This is a genomic window from Streptomyces sp. Ag109_G2-15 (assembly GCF_900215565.1).
Classification (GTDB): domain Bacteria; phylum Actinomycetota; class Actinomycetes; order Streptomycetales; family Streptomycetaceae; genus Streptomyces; species Streptomyces diastatochromogenes.
Genome location: NZ_OCNI01000002.1, coordinates 383666 through 400771 on the forward strand (window position 1 = coordinate 383666; position 17106 = coordinate 400771).

General features: G+C 70.3%; 14 protein-coding genes. 5 read left to right on the forward strand and 9 right to left on the reverse strand.

The genetic code is table 11. The features are described from left to right. Positions 1-75 precede the first annotated feature (75 nt). Positions 76-531: a carboxymuconolactone decarboxylase family protein gene (locus CRP49_RS38290; RefSeq protein ID WP_097258004.1), complete on the reverse strand. Its 456-nt coding sequence runs from the start codon at positions 529-531 to the stop codon at positions 76-78. Between the two features lie 186 nt (positions 532-717). Here CRP49_RS38290 and CRP49_RS38295 point away from each other — a divergent pair, with 186 nt between their 5' ends. Beyond that, on the forward strand, positions 718-2496 hold the full coding sequence (locus CRP49_RS38295) for an XRE family transcriptional regulator (protein ID WP_257033769.1): 1779 nt from the start codon (positions 718-720) through the stop codon (positions 2494-2496). Beyond that, positions 2460-3179, forward strand: a complete 720-nt coding sequence (locus CRP49_RS48570; RefSeq protein WP_257033770.1) for a tetratricopeptide repeat protein — start codon at positions 2460-2462, stop codon at positions 3177-3179. The genes CRP49_RS38295 and CRP49_RS48570 overlap by 37 nt, the downstream gene beginning before the upstream one ends. Before the next feature lie 22 nt (positions 3180-3201). On the opposite strand, the gene msrA is transcribed toward CRP49_RS48570, so the two are convergent. After that, positions 3202-3723, reverse strand: coding sequence for a peptide-methionine (S)-S-oxide reductase MsrA (msrA, locus tag CRP49_RS38300; RefSeq protein WP_097258005.1), 522 nt, complete (start codon positions 3721-3723; stop codon positions 3202-3204). Positions 3724-3969: 246 nt separating this feature from the next. On the opposite strand from msrA, the gene CRP49_RS38305 reads away from it, so the two are divergent. After that, positions 3970-4659 carry a hypothetical protein gene (locus CRP49_RS38305; RefSeq protein WP_097258006.1) on the forward strand — a complete coding sequence of 230 codons (690 nt, stop codon included), beginning with the start codon at positions 3970-3972 and terminating at the stop codon, positions 4657-4659. A 30-nt stretch (positions 4660-4689) separates the two neighbouring features. On the opposite strand, the gene CRP49_RS38310 is transcribed toward CRP49_RS38305, so the two are convergent. Together CRP49_RS38310 and CRP49_RS38315 are read right to left on the reverse strand one after the other, a co-directional pair. Then, a complete protein-coding gene (locus CRP49_RS38310; protein ID WP_257033771.1) occupies positions 4690-6837 on the reverse strand; it encodes an FUSC family protein in 2148 nt (715 codons plus the stop codon). Positions 6838-6897: 60 nt separating this feature from the next. Further along, positions 6898-8454, reverse strand: a complete 1557-nt coding sequence (locus CRP49_RS38315; RefSeq protein ID WP_097258008.1) for an oxidoreductase — start codon at positions 8452-8454, stop codon at positions 6898-6900. A 103-nt stretch (positions 8455-8557) separates the two neighbouring features. Here CRP49_RS38315 and CRP49_RS38320 point away from each other — a divergent pair, with 103 nt between their 5' ends. Both CRP49_RS38320 and CRP49_RS38325 read left to right on the forward strand, forming a co-directional pair. Then, positions 8558-9832 carry a PP2C family protein-serine/threonine phosphatase gene (locus tag CRP49_RS38320; protein WP_097258009.1) on the forward strand — a complete coding sequence of 425 codons (1275 nt, stop codon included), beginning with the start codon at positions 8558-8560 and terminating at the stop codon, positions 9830-9832. A gap of 145 nt (positions 9833-9977) precedes the next feature. Continuing rightward, positions 9978-12035 (forward strand): discoidin domain-containing protein, encoded by a 2058-nt coding sequence (locus tag CRP49_RS38325; RefSeq protein WP_097259251.1) that lies wholly within the window; start codon positions 9978-9980, stop codon positions 12033-12035. Positions 12036-12101: 66 nt separating this feature from the next. On the opposite strand, the gene CRP49_RS38330 is transcribed toward CRP49_RS38325, so the two are convergent. From CRP49_RS38330 to CRP49_RS38350, 5 genes are all read right to left on the reverse strand, one after another. Then, the gene (locus tag CRP49_RS38330) at positions 12102-13313 is read right to left on the reverse strand and encodes a S8 family peptidase (protein ID WP_097258010.1); all 1212 of its coding nucleotides are present in this window, start codon (positions 13311-13313) and stop codon (positions 12102-12104) included. Positions 13314-13692: 379 nt separating this feature from the next. After that, positions 13693-13992: a putative quinol monooxygenase gene (locus CRP49_RS38335; RefSeq protein WP_097258011.1), complete on the reverse strand. Its 300-nt coding sequence runs from the start codon at positions 13990-13992 to the stop codon at positions 13693-13695. A gap of 73 nt (positions 13993-14065) precedes the next feature. Continuing rightward, positions 14066-15010 carry a DUF5996 family protein gene (locus CRP49_RS38340; RefSeq protein ID WP_097258012.1) on the reverse strand — a complete coding sequence of 315 codons (945 nt, stop codon included), beginning with the start codon at positions 15008-15010 and terminating at the stop codon, positions 14066-14068. Between the two features lie 54 nt (positions 15011-15064). Then, on the reverse strand, positions 15065-16396 hold the full coding sequence (locus CRP49_RS38345; protein WP_097258013.1) for a Dyp-type peroxidase: 1332 nt from the start codon (positions 16394-16396) through the stop codon (positions 15065-15067). Continuing rightward, a complete protein-coding gene (locus CRP49_RS38350; RefSeq protein ID WP_097258014.1) occupies positions 16393-16947 on the reverse strand; it encodes a hypothetical protein in 555 nt (184 codons plus the stop codon). The genes CRP49_RS38345 and CRP49_RS38350 overlap by 4 nt, the downstream gene beginning before the upstream one ends. Between the last annotated feature and the right edge of the window lie 159 nt (positions 16948-17106).

Genomic DNA, 17106 nt, shown 5'->3' on the forward strand with positions numbered 1-17106 from the left:
CATGGTGGAGCGGTGTCCCAGGGACGGCTTCTCCGAAGCTGCTGGTCACGGGGTTCACCAGTGACACGCTGTCCGTCAGCCGCGGGCGCCGGCGATCTGGCGGGTGGTGGCGTTGAGCCGGTTGAAGAGGTTGGTGACGCCGATCGTCAGGATGATCGCGGCCAGTTGCTTCTCGTCGAAGTAGGTGGCGGCCGTGTCCCAGACCTCGTCGCTCACCGCGTCGGGACGGTCGGCCAGGCGCGTCGCGGCCTCGGCCAGGGCGAGGGCCGCCCGCTCGGCCGCGGTGAAGTACGGGGCCTCCCGCCAGGCGGCGACGGCGGCCAGCCGCTCGTCGCTCACTCCGGCCTCACGGGCCGTCCGGGCGCCGCCGTCGACGCAGGCGCTGCAGCCGTTGATCTGACTGACCCGCAGATGCACCAGCTCCAGCGTCTGCCCGTCGACGCCGCCGGAGTGCGCGGTCCTGAGGATCGCCTGGATGGGCTGCATCGCGTCGGGCAGTACGACGGCGGGGTTCCGCATGCGGGACTGCATCTCGGTCTGCTCCTCTTCCGGGTCGGTGCGCCCTGTCGTCGGGGCGTGACTCCATGACAGCCGGGTCTGCTCGCCGCGACCATGGCGGTGGGACACCGTGGGACAGCTGAAACGGCCTTGACCAGCGGTGACTTGGGTCGGGAGACTTCTGCCGAAACGGGACGGGGAAGCGGGGGAACAGTGGGCGTGACGGGACGTACGGCGGAGGGCGATCCGCAGGAGGAGCTGGCGGCCCGGCTGCGTCTGCTCCAGGAACTGTCCGGGCTGGGCGTACGGGCCCTCGCGCGGGACACCGGCCTCAGCTCCTCGTCGCTGTCGCGCTACCTCAACGGGCAGACCCTGCCGCCCTGGCCCGCGGTGGTCGCCCTCTGCCGCCTCGTCAAGCGCGACCCCCGCCCCCTGCGTCCGCTGTGGGAACGGACCTCGAACCCCTTGCCGGCACCCCCGAAGAGCAGCCGCCAGGTCCGGCCGCTGCCCCGCAACGATCTGCCGCGCGACGCGCCCGACTTCACCGGACGGGACGCCCAGCTCGCCGCCGTGCTGGCCGCGGTCGACAGCCATCGGGCGGTGTCCGTCGACGGCATGGCGGGCGTCGGCAAGACCTGTCTGGCGGTGCACGCCGCGCACCGGCTCGCCGCCGACTTCCCGGACGCCCAGCTCTATGTGGACCTGCACGGGTTCACCGAGGGCCGGGAGCCGATGGACCCCGACTCCGTGCTGCGGATGCTGTTCGCCGCGCTCGACGTCCCCTCCGAGCGGGTCCCGCGAGAGGGTGTCGAGCAACTGGCCGCGTGCTGGCGGTCGGAACTGGCCCGCCGACGGGTCGTCGTGGTCCTCGACAACGCCGCCGACGCCGACCAGGTCCGCCCGCTGCTCCCCGGCGCCGGCGAGTCCGTCGCCCTGGTCACGAGCCGCAACCGGCTTCTCGGCCTGGACGAGGTGCCCCCGGTCTCGCTCGACGTGCTGAGCCCGCGGGAGAGCGCGGAGCTGCTGGCCCGGGCCAGCGGCGACCCCGACGGCCCCGACGGGAGGCTCACTCGCGAACCGGAGTCGGCCGCCGAGGTGCTGCGGCTGTGCGGCCATCTGCCGCTGGCCCTGCGGCTGGCCGGGGCACGGCTACGGCACCGGCCGGGCTGGACCGTGGGCATCCTCGTCGAGCGGATGGCCGAGGGCGCGAGCGAGTTCGACGCTGAATTCAGCGCGGCGTTCGCCATGTCGGTCCGGCAGCTGAACCGGCCCCAGGCCCGCCTGTTCCGGATGCTGGGCCTGCTGCCCGGGGCGTCCTTCGACGAGTACGTGGTGGCGGCGCTGGCGGAGGTGCCGCTGCGCAGCGCCCTGGCGACGCTGGAGGACCTGGTCGACGCGCACCTCGTCCAGCAGCCGACGGCGGGCCGCTACCGGCTGCACGACCTGGTGCACCAGCACGCCCGCCGGGCCACGGCGGAACAGGACCCGGCGGCCGAGCGGGAGCGGGCCCTCGGCCGGATCCTCGACTACTACGTGCACGCGGCGGCCGCCGCCGACGCGGCGATGCCGTTCCTCTCCCCAGCCGTGCGGCCTCGGCGGGCCGGCCGCCGGCCGAGCTGCCCCGGTTCGCGGACAAGAACGCGGCCTTCTCCTGGCTCGTCGCGGAGTACGGAAACCTCCTCGCGGCCTTCGAGACGGCGGCCGCCGTCGGGGCCGACGCGCACGTGTGCGAACTGCCGCGCTTCCTGCGGGCGTACTTCGCCCGGCGCTGCGGCACGACGCATCTCAACGTCCTCTTCGAGCGGTCACTGGCCGCCGCCGAGCGCCTGGGCGATCCGCCGCAACTGGCCGAGGCACACAGCGACCTGGGCTTCGCGCGCTACAACGCGGGCCGGACGGCGGAGGCCGCCGCCGCGTACGAGGCCGCCGAACTCCGGCTGTCCGAGGCCGAGGACACGCAGGTGGAAGCCGAACTGGCCATGCGCCGCGGCTATCTGAGCTGGGACGCGGGGCACGTCGAGGAGCCGCTCGAACTCTTCCGGCTGGCAGGGAAGCTGTACGAGCGAGCCGGCAGTCCGGCGGGCGTGGCCCACGCGGCCGCGTCGGAGGCCTGGGCGATGCTGCAGCTGGGGCACCGCGAGGAGGCGGCGCGGCGGGCCCGGGAGGTGCTGGGCGTCCCGCACGCCGACCCTGCGTGGCCGCCCGCTCTGACGGCCCGGATCACGCTCGGCGTGGCCATCGCCCACGCCGAGCCCGACGAGGCGGCGGAGCACCTGCGCCACGCGCTGGCGCTGGCCCGCGACGACGGGCACCTGCACAACCAGGCGTGGTGCCTGAACTGCCGGGGCGTCGCACTGCGGCAGATGGGCCGGTACGAGGAGGCACTGGCCAGCCACCGGGAGGCGTTCGCCCTGCTCGACGAGCTGTTCGAGGAACACTGGAAGATTCATTTCCTCAACGGCTACGGCGAGACCTGCCGGCTTGCCGGCCTCCCCGAAGAGGCCCTACGACTGCACCGGCAGGCGCTGGAGCTGGCCCCGCGGCTGGGTAACCGGCACGAGGAAGCGCTGGCCCACGAAGGTATCGCCACCGTGCTCGACGGGACCGATCCGGCCGGGGCCGCCGAGCACCGGGCGGCGGGGCAGGCCGTCCTGCAACGGCTCAGCCCCGGGTCCTGCTGACCGCTCCCGCGCGGTCCGCGCCTCAGCTCGTCTGGGACGAGGCCCGGCGCGGCAGCTTCCAGTTCGGGCGCGGGAAGTGGCAGGTGTAGCCGTTCGGATAGCGCTCCAGGTAGTCCTGGTGCTCGGGCTCGGCCTCCCAGAAGTCGCCCACGGGCTCGACCTCCGTGACCACCTTCCCCGGCCACAGCCCGCTCGCCTCGACGTCCGCGATCGTGTCGACGGCGACGCGGTGCTGCTCTTCGTCGCTGTAGTAGATGGCGGACCGGTAGCTGCGCCCTATGTCGTTGCCCTGGCGGTCCTGCGTGGTCGGATCGTGGATCTGGAAGAAGAACTCCAGGATGTCGCGGTAGCTCGTGGCCGTGGGATCGAAGAGGATCTCGATGGCCTCGGCGTGGTCGCCGTGGTTGCGGTACGTGGCGTTCGGCGTGTCACCGCCGCTGTACCCGACGCGGGTGGACACGACGCCCGGCTGCTTGCGGATCAGGTCCTGCATCCCCCAGAAACAACCGCCCGCCAGTACTGCCCGCTCGGTTCCCACTGTCATCGGTCGCTCCCTCGTGTTCGAGCCGTGTACCGGCACGGTCGTTGACGTGCCGGTTCTCACGCTGATCCAGCTTACTGGTCGTCTCAGAGTGAGGTCCTGCGACGGCGGAGGACGTCCGCGACGGTCAGCCGCGCCGGTACGACTAATCCACCCGCGCGGGTGGTAGCTGCGTATCGCTCTCGGCGCGCCACGGTCGGCCCACCTATACAAGGGCCCGTCAGGTTGATCAACTGATGGGATCCCACCATGTTGCAGGCCGCTCTGCGGGTGCTCGCCGCCGTCTCTCTCGCCTCCGCTGTCTCCACCGTCGCGGCCTCCCCGGCCATGGCCGTCGCGGCTGCCGCCGATGACCTGACCCTCCCCTGCGGGCCCGTCGTCGACTACCGCGCCTGGGACTGGTGGCGCACGACGACCGAGCCGGAGATCGCCCGGACGGTCGCTGCCGCCGCGGCGAACGAGCGCTGGCAGTGGCGGGACGACGTCAACACACTCTGGCGCGGCGACACCCGGGAGAACGTGGACGAGATCTTCCACACCGGCTTCACCCCCCGGGGCAAGGGGGTGACTCCCCTCGCCGAGTACATCGTCAAGGGTGGCGGGCAGAACAGCGCACACCTCAGCACCAGTTGCGAGATGTGGGTGGCCCAGAAGTTCGCCACATACGGAGCTGCCAAGACGGGCTGGGTCTACGAGATCTATGCACCTGGCGGCATCGACGTCAACGCCACCGCCCGCCGCAACGGCTACCAGTCTCCCTACCTCTGGAACAAGGAGATCGACTTCCCGGGCGGGGTGGACGGCCGGTACATCAAGGGCGCCTGCAAGTACCACCTGACCTACACCAATCCGGACACGAAGATCAACACCTACGAGAACCTCGGATGCAAATCCAACGCCGCCTTCGCGCCCCACAGGACCGAGGCACCCGCCGCCTGACGGACACCGGCACGACCGGTGACCCCGGCCTCACTCTCGGCTCCCGTGGGCGATGCGGGCCAGATCGTTCATCAGCGAGCCCAGCCACGACACGGTGGCGTAGTACAGCCGCGGCGCGCCGGGCGGCTCCGTGGTGAATCCCGCGAGCGCCGGGTCGATCGGCGGTACCGAGGCGGTCGGGGTGTCGGCCCCGGGATCCAGCGCCGCCGAGACCAGCAGCATCCGCCCGGCCACCCGGTCGCCCAGCCCGCTGACCGACTCGGCCGCCGCCGGCCCCGGCGGTGCGTGCGGCGGCCCCAGCAGCCGCTCCGACCCCCACAGGGTGTGGTGACCGGCCATCAGCGTCGCCTGCCAGTCCACTTCGGGCAGCGCCACCCCGCGTCCCCGCCCTCCGAAGGGCGTCGGCTCACTCTGGAACTGCGCGTAGGCGGACTCCGCGAGGATGACCGCGTGCTGCAGGGACTGGTGACCGGTCACCCCGGACGGTGTGGCCGTCGCCCCGCCCTCCGCCACCGAGGCGCTGGTCGCCACCACGATCTCGGCGGCCCTGCGCAGCAGCCCGGCCGTCGCGCGGCGCAGCTCGTCGTGGGCCCCGCGAGGCCAGGCCAGCAGGCCGAAGACCGCGCCGATCGCGCTGCCGACCAGGACGTCCAGCATCCGCACCTCGGCCAACCGCCACGTCGGCGGCGCCAGCTGGGCGAAGACCAGCGCCACGAGCACGGTGAACAGTCCCTGTGCCCAGCCGACACCCTTGACCGGCCCCACGGTGAACGCGACCAGCATCCACACCGGCAGTACGGCGGCGTACACCGCGGTGTGGGCCCCCACCAGGGCCAGGGTCCCGGCGGTCACCAGGGCGCCGGCCAGCGTGCCGGCGAGGGCCCGGCGGATGGTGCTCCAGGTCTCGTCCATGGTGGTCCGGGTGAGGGTGAGCGTTGCCAGCATGGCCCAGAACCCGTGGGGCAGCGTGTCCAACCCGGCCACAAGGCGGGCTGCCGTCAGGGCCATGGCGATGCGCACCGCGTTCTGGAAGAACACCGACCGGCGCTCGGCGTGGCCGCGCAGTCGGTGCCACCACAGGGACGGGGCCCCGGCCGTGGCGTACCAGAAGCGCCCCGGCGACACCTCCACGGAGGCCTTTCGGCCCCGTACGGCGATGTCGGCCGCCGTGCCCATGGTGAGCGCGGCGTCGGCGGCCTCCAGCACGGCGGCGTGCCGGCGCAGTACGGCGGGCGGGAGGTCCGGCGCGGGAGCGGTCCCGTCGGTGGGGGCGGGGGCCGCGGACAAGGCCGACAGGTGTGCGCGGGCCGCGACCAGCTCCTCGTACGGCGCCACGGGCGACGGCCCCGCCCGCAGGTGGCTTGCGGTCGCCGTGGCCAGTCGCGCTGCCGCGTGCAGTACGGCGATCACGGCGGATTCCGGAGGCCCGCCCGGCGTGGCCGGCAGTTGCGTCAGTCGGTTGAGCAGGGTGCGGACGGCCAGACCGGTGTGGGTGAGGGCGCGGTCGCGCCGCCCCGGACCCGCCGGGCGCTCCGCCTCCGGCACGAACAGGGACCTCAGGCTGCGGCCGGCCTCGTGGGCGGCGCGGATGTCCGCGTCGGTCAGGGCGTACGGAGGTGCGGCGAGGAGCGTCGCGCAGTGGGCGGCGGTGTGGGCGGCCCGGGCCGCCCACTCCTGGTACGACGGCGGTGCGGGCCCGGGAAGGATCAGCGCCTCGGCGGCGGCGAACAGGGCCAGCCCGGTCGTCGTCCCGATCAGTCGCTCGTCGAGCGAGCCGGGATCGTACGGGGGGAAGGACGGCAGAATGTAGAGGAGTTGCAGGCCCGGCGCGGCCCCGGCCGGGCACGGCCCGCCGACGGCGGAGAAGGCCAGCGCGAAGCCGACCACGAACATGCCGGCGACGGCGCTCCAGGTGCGCACCGACAGACCGGTGCCGATCACCACCAGCAGCCAGCACACCGGCAGCAGGCGCAGCACCGTCGCGGCTCGCTGCCGCCCGGTCCCGGGGATCTTGGAGAGTCCGCCCAGCGCCACGGTGCCGAAGAGGGCGTAGGTGGCCGCGACGGGGCTGTCGAGGCCGTACCGGAAGAGGTAGAAACCGGCCGCGGCGACCAGGGTCACGCGGAGCGCGCGACGGCCCGAGGCGGCGTAGGCCGCCGGGATCCGACCGGCTGACACACCACACACCCCTCCAGGATCACGCACCACGGGACGCCCGGCACCTTCCCGACGGACCGGTCAGTTCCTGCTGAGGGTCCGGGTCACGCCCGCGACGACGGCGGTGGTCAGCAGCCAGCCGACCGCGATCAGGAGGTAGGCGAATCGCTGGACGCCGGCGTCGGTCCAGTACCAGCCGGTGCGCTGGCCCAGGCCGCCGATCGGGATGAGCAGGTCCAGGGTGTAGACGAGGGCGCTGAACCGCGGTCCGGGGCCGGACTGGGCCGGGTGCGGGGTGTGGGTGCCGAAGACGGTCGTACCGAGCGCGGTGAACGCCAGGAGCCACAACGCGGCGAGCCAGGGACGGTAGCCGTAGCCCACGGCGACGTCGAGCAGCAGGCCCCAGAGCCGCCCGGCCGGGTGCAGGGTGCGGCGGCGGTGGCGCTGCCTGGCCAGCAGTACCCGGCGCGCGTCGTCGTCATGGCCGGCCTTTCGGTACCAGCTCGCCAACTGCTCGTACGGCTGCGGGCTGTAGCCGGGGCTGCGGCGTATCCATGCCACGCGGTGGGCCACCGAGTCGCGCCGCGCCACCGCCTCCCGCCGCTCGCCGGCCGCTGCCACCTTGATGGAGCCGTAGACGAAGCCGTCCAGCTCCACCACATCCGGCCAGCTGTGGTCGCTGTCGTGGAGGTAGGACACCTGCGCGCCCCGCAGGTCCACCGTGCCGGACGGCCGCCGGGCAGGAGTGAAGTCGAAGTCGACGGCCTGCGTCAGGACGGCGACCAGGGACGGGCCGTGGCCGTCGGGCGGCCCGTTCAGGACCGCTCCCTCGAAGGTCAGGTTGTCGGAGACCCGGGCACCCCGCAGTCGTACCGTCCCGTCGGCGGTGAAGCCTGCGGAGAACTCGAGTGTCGAGGCCACGGCGTTGTCCAGGGCGAGGGCCACCCCACGGGGTCCGGGGCGCTCCAGGCGTGCGCCGTTCATGAAGAGCCCGCCCGGCAACTGTGCTCCCATCAGCCGGACTTCACCGTGCGCGACGAATCCGTCCCGGCAGTAGACGCCTCCTTCCGCGACCAGGCCGCCGGCGGACACGGCCCACTCCTCGGGTGCGGTGATCTCAGCCGCGTTGAGGCTCACGGCGCCGCTCACGTGGGCGTTGATGAGCGACAGGGCGGTGACGCTGCGGTGGAAGGGGGAGGCGGGGCCGCTTTCCAGGCGGGAGCGCCGCAGGTCGAGGCGGCCCTCCATGCGGATCGAGCCCGCTTCCACGCCCGGCACCCGGCTGCCCACGATCGCGATCGAGTGGGTCGACGCCCCGAAGAGGTCCACTCCTTCCTCGAACCAGCAGTCCTCGAACCAGATGGGGTTGCCAATCTCCACGCCCGCGAGATCGAGGTGTCCGGATATCCGCGCGCCGGAGAGCTTCAGGCAGGCGGCGACGCCCGGCTGCGCGGTACCCGCGCCCAGGACCAGCGCCGCGATCACGGCAGCCCGAACCGTGCGTTCGGGCCCCCACCGCCCGCCCCCGGCAACGTCGTCGTCCTCGGGCGTGCCCGTGCGCAGGTCCACCCGGCGCCCTTCGGGGAACGCGGCCCACACCTCACGTTCCGGTGGCGTCAACTCGTCATGTGAGAACACCCGGGCAGGGTAGTGATCTTCCCCTGCTCCTGTCGTGACCAGATCACCCTCGGTGCGGGTGCTCGCCTCGCTCCGCCGACGGCACACCTCGTACATTGGACAGATGGGCGTCCCTGCCGCAGCTGGGCAGCCGACCGTGGACCAGGTCGACTACGCCGCGCTGTTCGCCGCCGCCCCCAGTCCGTATCTGGTGCTCAGCCCCGGCCTGATGATCGTCGGCGTCAATGAGGCTTACAGCCGGGCGACCGGCCGCACCAGTCAGGATCTGCTCGGGCAGCACCTCTTCGATGCCTTTCCCGACAACCCCGCCGACCCTGACGCCAACGGAGTCCTCAATCTCTCCGCCTCGCTGGAGCGGGTGCTGGCCACGAGGAAACCGGACACCATGGCTGTTCACCGGTACGACATACCCGTGGCCGCGCAACCAGGCGCCTTCGAGGAACGCTGGTGGTCCACGGTCAACACCCCGGTGCTCGGGGCGGACGGCCACGTCGCATGGATCATTCACCGGGTCGAGGACGTGAGCTCCTTCGTCCGTGAGCGCCGGCAGCGCCAGCGGGACAGCACCGCCCCGCACGGCCGACCGGCGGGAGGCATGGAGGCCGAGCTGTACGCCCGAGCCAAGGAACTCGAACGTCTGAACGACGAGCTACGGCGTGCGCACGCACGCGAGCGGCAGGTGGCGATCACGCTGCAGGAGGCCATGCTGCACTCACCGGACCTGGCCCGGCACTCCAACGTGGCGGTGCGCTACCTGCCGGCGATCGGTTCACTGAACGTGTGCGGCGACTGGTACGACACCGCCGATCTCGCCGACGGACGTTTCACCGTCGCCGTCGGCGACGTGGTCGGCCATGGTCTGGAGGCCGCCACCGTCATGGGCATGCTGCGCAGCGCGCTGTCCGCCGCCAGCCGGGCCGTCGCGGGCCCCGCACAGGCCCTGGAGATCCTGGGCCTGTACGCCCGCTCCGTGGACGGCGCTCTGGCGGCCACTGCCGTGACAGCCCTGGTCGACACACGCTCACAGCTGATCATCTACTCCAGCGCGGGCCATCCGCCTCCCGTGCTGATGCACCGCGACGGCACCTGCGAGCTACTGGACCAGGCCACCGATCCACCCCTGGGCGCACGACCGGAACATGTTCCGCGCCCCCAGGCCGGCACCACCTATCACCCCGGCGACGTTCTCGTCCTCTACACGGACGGCCTGGTCGAACGCCGCGACGAGGACATCGACACCGGACTGGAGCGACTGACCGACACCCTGGCCCACTGCCAGGGGCTCGGCCCCCAGCGCCTGGCCGACACCCTGTTGGCGCGTCTGGGTGTCAGCCATGGCGCCAGGGACGACATCGCTCTGGTCGTCGTCGGGTTGTGAGCCTCAGCCCGTCCCCTGAAAGAAGCTCCTGCGGTCATCACCCATGGCCGGAGTCTTGACGTTGCAGGCGGCACTGGCGATCCTCGGTGGGCAGTTTTCATAGGACATGACAAATCCCGCCGACCGAGGGACGTGGGCCGTGGCCATGACCAGCCGCCCGTACCGCAGACGCAGAGACGTCACCGTCGTCTCGCTGCTCCTCCTCGTCCTGGCCGTCGTCCTCGGGCCCACCCCGAGTTCGGCGGCCGGCAACGACTGGTGGCTCCCGACCGCACGGCCCACGCCGGACTCCCAGATCAACGTCACCGGCGAGCCGTTCACCGGCACCAACGCCAAGGGCGAAGTGCGCGGGTTCGTCGACGCCCACGACCACCTGTTCGCCAACGAGGGCTTCGGCGGGCGCCTCATCTGCGGCAAGACCTTCTCCGAGGCCGGGATCGCCGACGCGCTCAAGGACTGTCCCGAGCACTACCCGGACGGCTCGCTGGCCGTCTTCGACTTCATCACCAAGGGCGGTGACGGCAGACACGACCCGGTCGGCTGGCCCACGTTCAAGGACTGGCCCGCACACGACTCGCTGACCCACCAGCAGAACTACTACGCGTGGGTGGAGCGGGCCTGGCGCGGCGGCCAGCGGGTGCTGGTCAACGACCTCGTCACCAACGGCGTGATCTGCTCGGTCTACTTCTTCAAGGACCGCAGCTGCGACGAGATGACGTCGATCCGGCTGCAGGCGAAGCTGACGTACGACCTGCAGGCCTACATCGACAAGATGTACGGCGGCCCGGGCAAGGGCTGGTTCCGGATCGTCACCGACAGCGCGCAGGCGCGTGAGGTCGTCAAGCAGGGCAAGCTTGCGGTCATCCTGGGCGTGGAGACCTCCGAGCCCTTCGGTTGCAAGCAGATCCTGGACATCCCGCAGTGCGACAAGAAGGACATCGACGCGGGCCTCGACGAGCTGTACGCGCTGGGCGTGCGCAGCATGTTCCTGTGCCACAAGTTCGACAACGCGCTGTGCGGGGTCCGCTTCGACTCGGGCGGGCTCGGAACGGCCATCAACGTCGGGCAGTTCCTGTCCACCGGCACCTTCTGGAAGACGGAGAAGTGCACGGGCCCGCAGCACGACAACCCCATCGGCTCGGCCGCGGCGCCCGGGGCCGAGGCGAAACTCCCGGCGGGCGTGAGCGTCCCCTCGTACGACTCGGACGCGCAGTGCAACACCCGCGGGCTCACCGACCTCGGTGAGTACGCCGTGCGCGGCATGATGAAACGCAAGATGATGCTGGAGATCGACCACATGAGCGTCAAGGCCGTCGGCCGCGCGCTCGACATCTTCGAGGCCGACTCCTACCCAGGTGTGATCTCCTCGCACAGCTGGATGGACCTGAACTGGACCGACCGGGTCTACGGCCTCGGTGGCTTCATCGCCCAGTACATGCACGGCTCCGAGGGATTCGTGGCCGAGGCGAACCGCACCAAGGCACTGCGGGACAAGTACGACGTCGGCTACGGCTACGGCACGGACATGAACGGTGTCGGCGGCTGGCCGGGACCCCGGGGCGCGGACGCCCCGAACAAGGTCACGTACCCGTTCCGCAGCGTCGACGGCGGCTCCCTCATCGACCGGCAGACCACCGGTGAGCGCACCTGGGACCTGAACACCGACGGAGCCGCGCACTACGGCCTCGTCCCGGACTGGATCGAGGACATCAGGCTCGTCGGCGGCCAGAGCGTGGTGAACGACCTCTTCCGGGGTGCCGAGTCCTACCTCGGCACCTGGGGAGCGACGGAGCAGCACCAGGCGGGAGTCGACCTCGCCAACGGGGCCTCGACCACCGCCAGTTCGACCGAGTGGAACCCGTTCACCAGCTACGCGTCGAGCCGCGCCGTGGACGGCACCCGGGGCACCCGCTGGGCCAGCGACTGGAGCGACGACCAGTGGCTGCGGATCGACCTGGGCTCCACCCACCGGGTCGGGCGCGTCACGCTCGACTGGGAGCGCGCGTACGGGAAGTCGTACCGCATCGAGCTGTCCACCGACGGCGTGAACTGGCGGACCGTCTGGTCGACCACCACCGGCGACGGCGGCCTCGACACCGCCCGTTTCACCGGCACGCCGGCCCGCTACGTCCGCATCACGGGCACGGAACGCGGGACCAAGTGGGGTTACTCGCTGTACGAGGTCGGCGTTCACAGCGACTGACCACCACGAAGGACATGCCCGGCGGTGCCGCTGCCGTACGCGCTGACGGCACCGCCGGGCTGTCCGTTACCCGGTCACCTTCAGCAGCTTGTTGGGCGTTCCACTGCTCGGGTTGGTGATCTTGTCACTGGTCGCCGCACCGACGAGTGCGGAGGCGACCTGGGCGGGCGTGGCGTCCGGGTGTCCGGCCAGGTAGACGGCTGCGGCTCCGGTGACGTGCGGGGTGGCCATGGAGGTGCCGGAGATCGTCTTGGTCCCCTGGTCGCTGTCGTTCCAGTCGGAGGTGATGTCCGAGCCCGGCGCGTACAGGTCCACGATCTTGCCGAAGTTGGAGAAGTCCGACTGGGCGTCGTCCTTGGTGCTGGAGGCGACCGTGATGGCCTCGGGGACCCGGGCCGGTGAACCCTGGCCCGCGTCCGCCGACTCGTTGCCGGCGGCGACGGCGAACGTGACGCCCGAGGCGATGGCCTTCTTGACCGCCTCGTCGAGAGCGGGGTCGGCCCCTCCGCCGAGGCTCATGTTGGCCACCGAGGGCCCGTGGTGGTTCTGGGTCACCCAGTCGATGCCGGCGACGACCTGCTCGGTGGTTCCGGAGCCGTTGTTGTCGAGCACCCTGACCGCGACGATCTTGGCCTTCTTGGCGACACCGTGGGCGGTTCCGGCGATGGTTCCGGCCACGTGGGTGCCGTGGCCGTTGCCGTCGTCGGCGGTGTTGTCCTTGTCGACGGCGTCGAACCCGTAGCTGGCGCGGCCGCCGAAGTCCTTGTGGCTGATGCGCACGCCGGTGTCGATGACGTACGCGGTCACACCCTCCCCGGCCTTGTCCGGGTAGGTGTACTTGTGATCGCCTGCCGTGTCCGCCTGGTCGATGCGGTCCAGGCCCCAGGACGGCGGGTTGTCCTGGGTGGCCTCGATGTGGAACTTCTTGTTCTGCACCACCGTTGCGACCGCCGGGTCGGCGGCGAGGCGCTTGGCCTCCGTCTCGGTGAGGCTGTCGGCGGAGAAACCGTTGACCGCCGAGCCGAAGGTGCGGCTGATCCTGCCGCCGTACTCCGTGGCCAGGTCCTTCTTCTCGGCAGCGGAAGCCTTCTGGTCCAGAAGGACGACGAAGCTGCCGGCCACGGCTCCTTCGGCGTGCAGGCCGTAGACCTTGCCTTCCGCGGGCTGTCCGGCCTGGGCGGCAGGGGACACGTACAGGGCCGTGCCTACGACGGTTGCGGCGGCCGCGATCGCGGTGACGGTCTTGGCCTTGCCTATGCGTTTGTGATGCGCCGTCAAGAGGGGTCTCCTCGTTTGCGTGTGGGGGGATTCGCGTTTCGCGCGGCAGAGTTCTGCTCGCGCTCAGCGAGAGTGCCGACTTGACGCGGTCAGATCAATCCCCTGGTCGCAGCCCCGAGTCCCTCCGACGGCCGATCTTCACAGGGCTTACGCAGGTTCGAAGCAACCCGAATGCAAACGTGCAGCCCTTTGCGCTGGTTGAATCACCAAGGATCGGTCAAGAATTATCCGTGCCGATCTCTTCACCGGCCGTTCACGCACGGTGGCGAGAAAAGGCCGGGGCGATGGGGATCCGCCATCGCCCCGGCCTGTGAAAGAGGTGCGGGCCGACCGCCCTAGGCCGGACCGGTCAGCCCCTTGCGTGCGGCGTACCGGCCGCTCAGGGCAGCTTCACCGCGAGCAGGTCGACGGGCCGGATGTCGGGCGGCGAGGCGAGCATGGTCTCCGCGGCCCCCATGAGCGCGGCGGCGATGCGTCCGCGCAGATGCTCGGCGCGGTCCTCGTCGTTCTCGAAGGTGTCGAAGATACCGAAGGTGGTGGCGTCCTCCCGGAAGGCGAACCAGGTGAGGGTCCGCTTCTCCGCCTCGGCGAGCTGCCGGGCTTCGGTCAGCAGCCGGGCGATCTCGTCGGCGTGCTCCGGCTTGGCCTCGATGCGGGCCAGCAGACCGATGTTGTTCATGGTGGCCTCCTTCGGCTCGGTCGCGTGTCCCCTCACCGGGGACACCGGTTGACACCTCTCACGCCAGGTCCCCCTAGCGGTGTTCCCAGCGGTGTGGGCCGGCCTCCAGTGCCGCTCGATCCCAACCGCCCAACTCGGCGATCGCCCCGTAGGTGTTGTGCAGAAACTCGCTCAGCACGCGGTCCGGATCGGCGGTGTCGGCAACCGCCTCGTAGGGCAGAGTGAACTCTCCGCTGCCCCGCTGGTACGACGCCGTCGCAGGGCGGACCGGATGGTCGGCGCAGCCGACCGGCTCGGGATAGCCATAGGCGTAGAACCCGCCCTCCTCACCGCCTCCGGGCCAGAACCCGCAGCTGAACAACTCAACGCAGTAGGCCTCCCTTGTCACCCAGTCCGGCACGTTGGGGATACCCCCGGGTGGATGCGGTGGTGCGGGGCGCCCGGAGAAGCGGGTGCAGGTCAGATCCATCGAACCCCAGAACAAATGCACGGGGCTGTCCTTGCCGACGAGATGGGTCCGGAATTCCCCGAGCACCCGGTTCGCCTGGAGTAGTTGGCCCCAGAACAGCCGCACGGCGTGCGGGTCGTAGAAGGCGTGCTCGTAGTCGTCCGCGAACGGGATCGCCGGGGCGACCTCGTTCGGCTGCGGGTGGATGCGCGTCCGAATGCCCATCTCTCCCAGCGCGCCCATGGTCTCGGCGTAGAACTGGGCCACCGGTTTGGGCTCCAGCGCCAGGTCGCGCCGGCTTCCGTCACTGACACGAATGCCCAGCCGGTGATCGAGGAAGTCGAACTCGATATCGAACACGCCAGTTCGGTACGGGATCGCGGAAGTGGTCAATCCCCGTGGTGTGAAATAAAGGGCGACCTGCCACCAGTGGTTGACCATGGGGGCGTGGGCCAGTCGGATCTTGCCGACGATCTGGGTCCACATGTGCAGTGTGTCCCGGGTATCGACCCAGTCCGCCACACGCAGCCGCGGCCAGTTCCCGACCTGCTGTGTCCTCTGTTCTGTCATCGCGCCTCCCACGGTCCTCGCGGCTCCGGCAACCCTGCGGTCTTCTTTGCCGAACTAGGGCAGCGCGGCGAGCCATTGGATTGCGGTCATGCCGGGCAAGTAGAAGTACTCGCCGCCCCGGACGGTCACGAAGCGCGGCAATCCGGTGAGTCGCCGGCGTACCGGCTTGCCGGGGAAGGTGTACGAATCGGTGCCGTCGTGGTTGCCGGTGAGCGGGTCCTTCTCGGTGCCGAGACCGACGAAGTCGCCGTCGTTCATCCAGACTTCCTGAATGAACTCGAACTGTCGGGACAGACTGGCTCCCAAGAAGATGAAGATGATGCCACGCTCCGCCCCGTCGTCCTCCAGTACGCCGTCGGGGAGCACCGGTCCATAGGCGGCGCCGCGCCGGATCAGCCGATGCGTGTTGACCGCGACCACGGTGTCCTTGAGGCTGTCCCGCGGGTTGACGCGCCGGATGTGAGCGCCGTGCGGCACACGCTGTCCGCGCGGATCGTCGTCGTAGTAGAGGAAGTCGTTATTGCGCATCGGGTCGGCCGCCAGCTCGGGATCGTCCCGGTCGGGCGACAGGGCGAGCGGCGCACCGCTGCGCCAGCGGCCGATGATCTTTGCGGCGATCAGTTCCTCGTCCTCGGGCGACCTGGCGTGCTCGCGCAGATATCGGCGGAACGCCGCTACGTCGGAGTGCAGTTGCCGGTACGCCAGGTAGGTGCCGTTACGGCTGAGCGCGTCCGGCACCGGCGCGTCGGGCAGCTCTCCTGACTCATCCTGGTAGCCGAGGATGAATTCGCCGGGCCAGATCTCGTCATGGCCGGGCAGTGGAGGGTTCGTACTTCCCCTGATGTGCGGTCCACCGATGCTGTCACGAAAGCCGAAGTGCTCACGTCCGGTGCTCGGGACGCTTACGTCGAGTTGATAGATCGAACTCACTCCGGCAAGGCGCCCGGCCTCGTTGCGCGGTTCGTCCAGCGCCTCGGCCTCCTGCGAGATGATCAGCACCCCGATATGGACGTCCCGACCGCCCAGCGGTGGAACCCAGTTGCTCGGGTCGTTCGCCCCGGTGTCGCCGAGCACATTCTTGCGGGCAGCCATACCCCCGCGAAACTCCGGCGAGAACGATGCGAGCGACTCCGCCGGAACTCCCAGCCGTTCGAGGCCGCTGTAAGTGAATGCGATGTTGAGGGTGAATGGCCGCGGGCTCTCCCAGTCCGCGGCATTCGTCACCATCGGCAGGATGCCGCGCAGCGACTGCTTCGCCGCACCGGCGTCATCGATTCGGTACAGCAGGTACACACCGTGGTAGTCGTCGGGTCGTCGGCGCAGTAATGTGCCCTGGATGTCCTCGAATTCCAGAGTGGGGACGGTGCGCCCGGCCGAGTCGCTCATTCCTGCACCGTGTCGAGCAGCTGGTTGAAGGCGTTGGTCACCCTCAGGCTCTTCGTGATGTCGCGCGGTGTCGCCTCCGGATCCGGACCGCCGTACCAGATGCCTGCTTCGACCTGGTATTTCGTGATGTACCGCAGCGCCTCGTCCGCCGATTTCATGCCCGGGTAGCCTTCCGCGACTCCCGTGAAGATGTAGTCGATCCACGGACCCGCGAAGCGGATGACATCCCTCACGTACGGCATGAATTCGTCACTGTATGTGGCGGCGAAGAGCAGCTGCTGATCATTGTTGATCAAGCAAACGCGCAGGTCATGGACGGTGCCGAGTCGACCCTCCCAATAGGGCGCCTCGATTTGCGCCTTCTTCGCCCGATCGCGGAAGACAGCCGGACCGTCCGGCTGGATCACCGGGGCGACCAGCGTGAATTCCGCCCGGTTGCCGACCCGGCTGCCCGCTCCCTCGGTCTGCCGCCGGAGCTCCTGGCTGTACTGGCCGATTTCCCCGGCACTGACCTGCGGTGAGATCGGGTCGTAGGTGCCTACATCGAACATGGCGATTACCTCCTTCAGGAGAGGGCCTGCAGGGAGGGCCGAGGGCCCTGTCCGCCTGAGCCCTCCTTCGAGGCCGACCTGTCGGGACCCTGGAGGTATTTGGGCCCTTCATACCAATATTCGCCCTACTCTGGTGCTATGCGCTCAGTGACCTTGCCG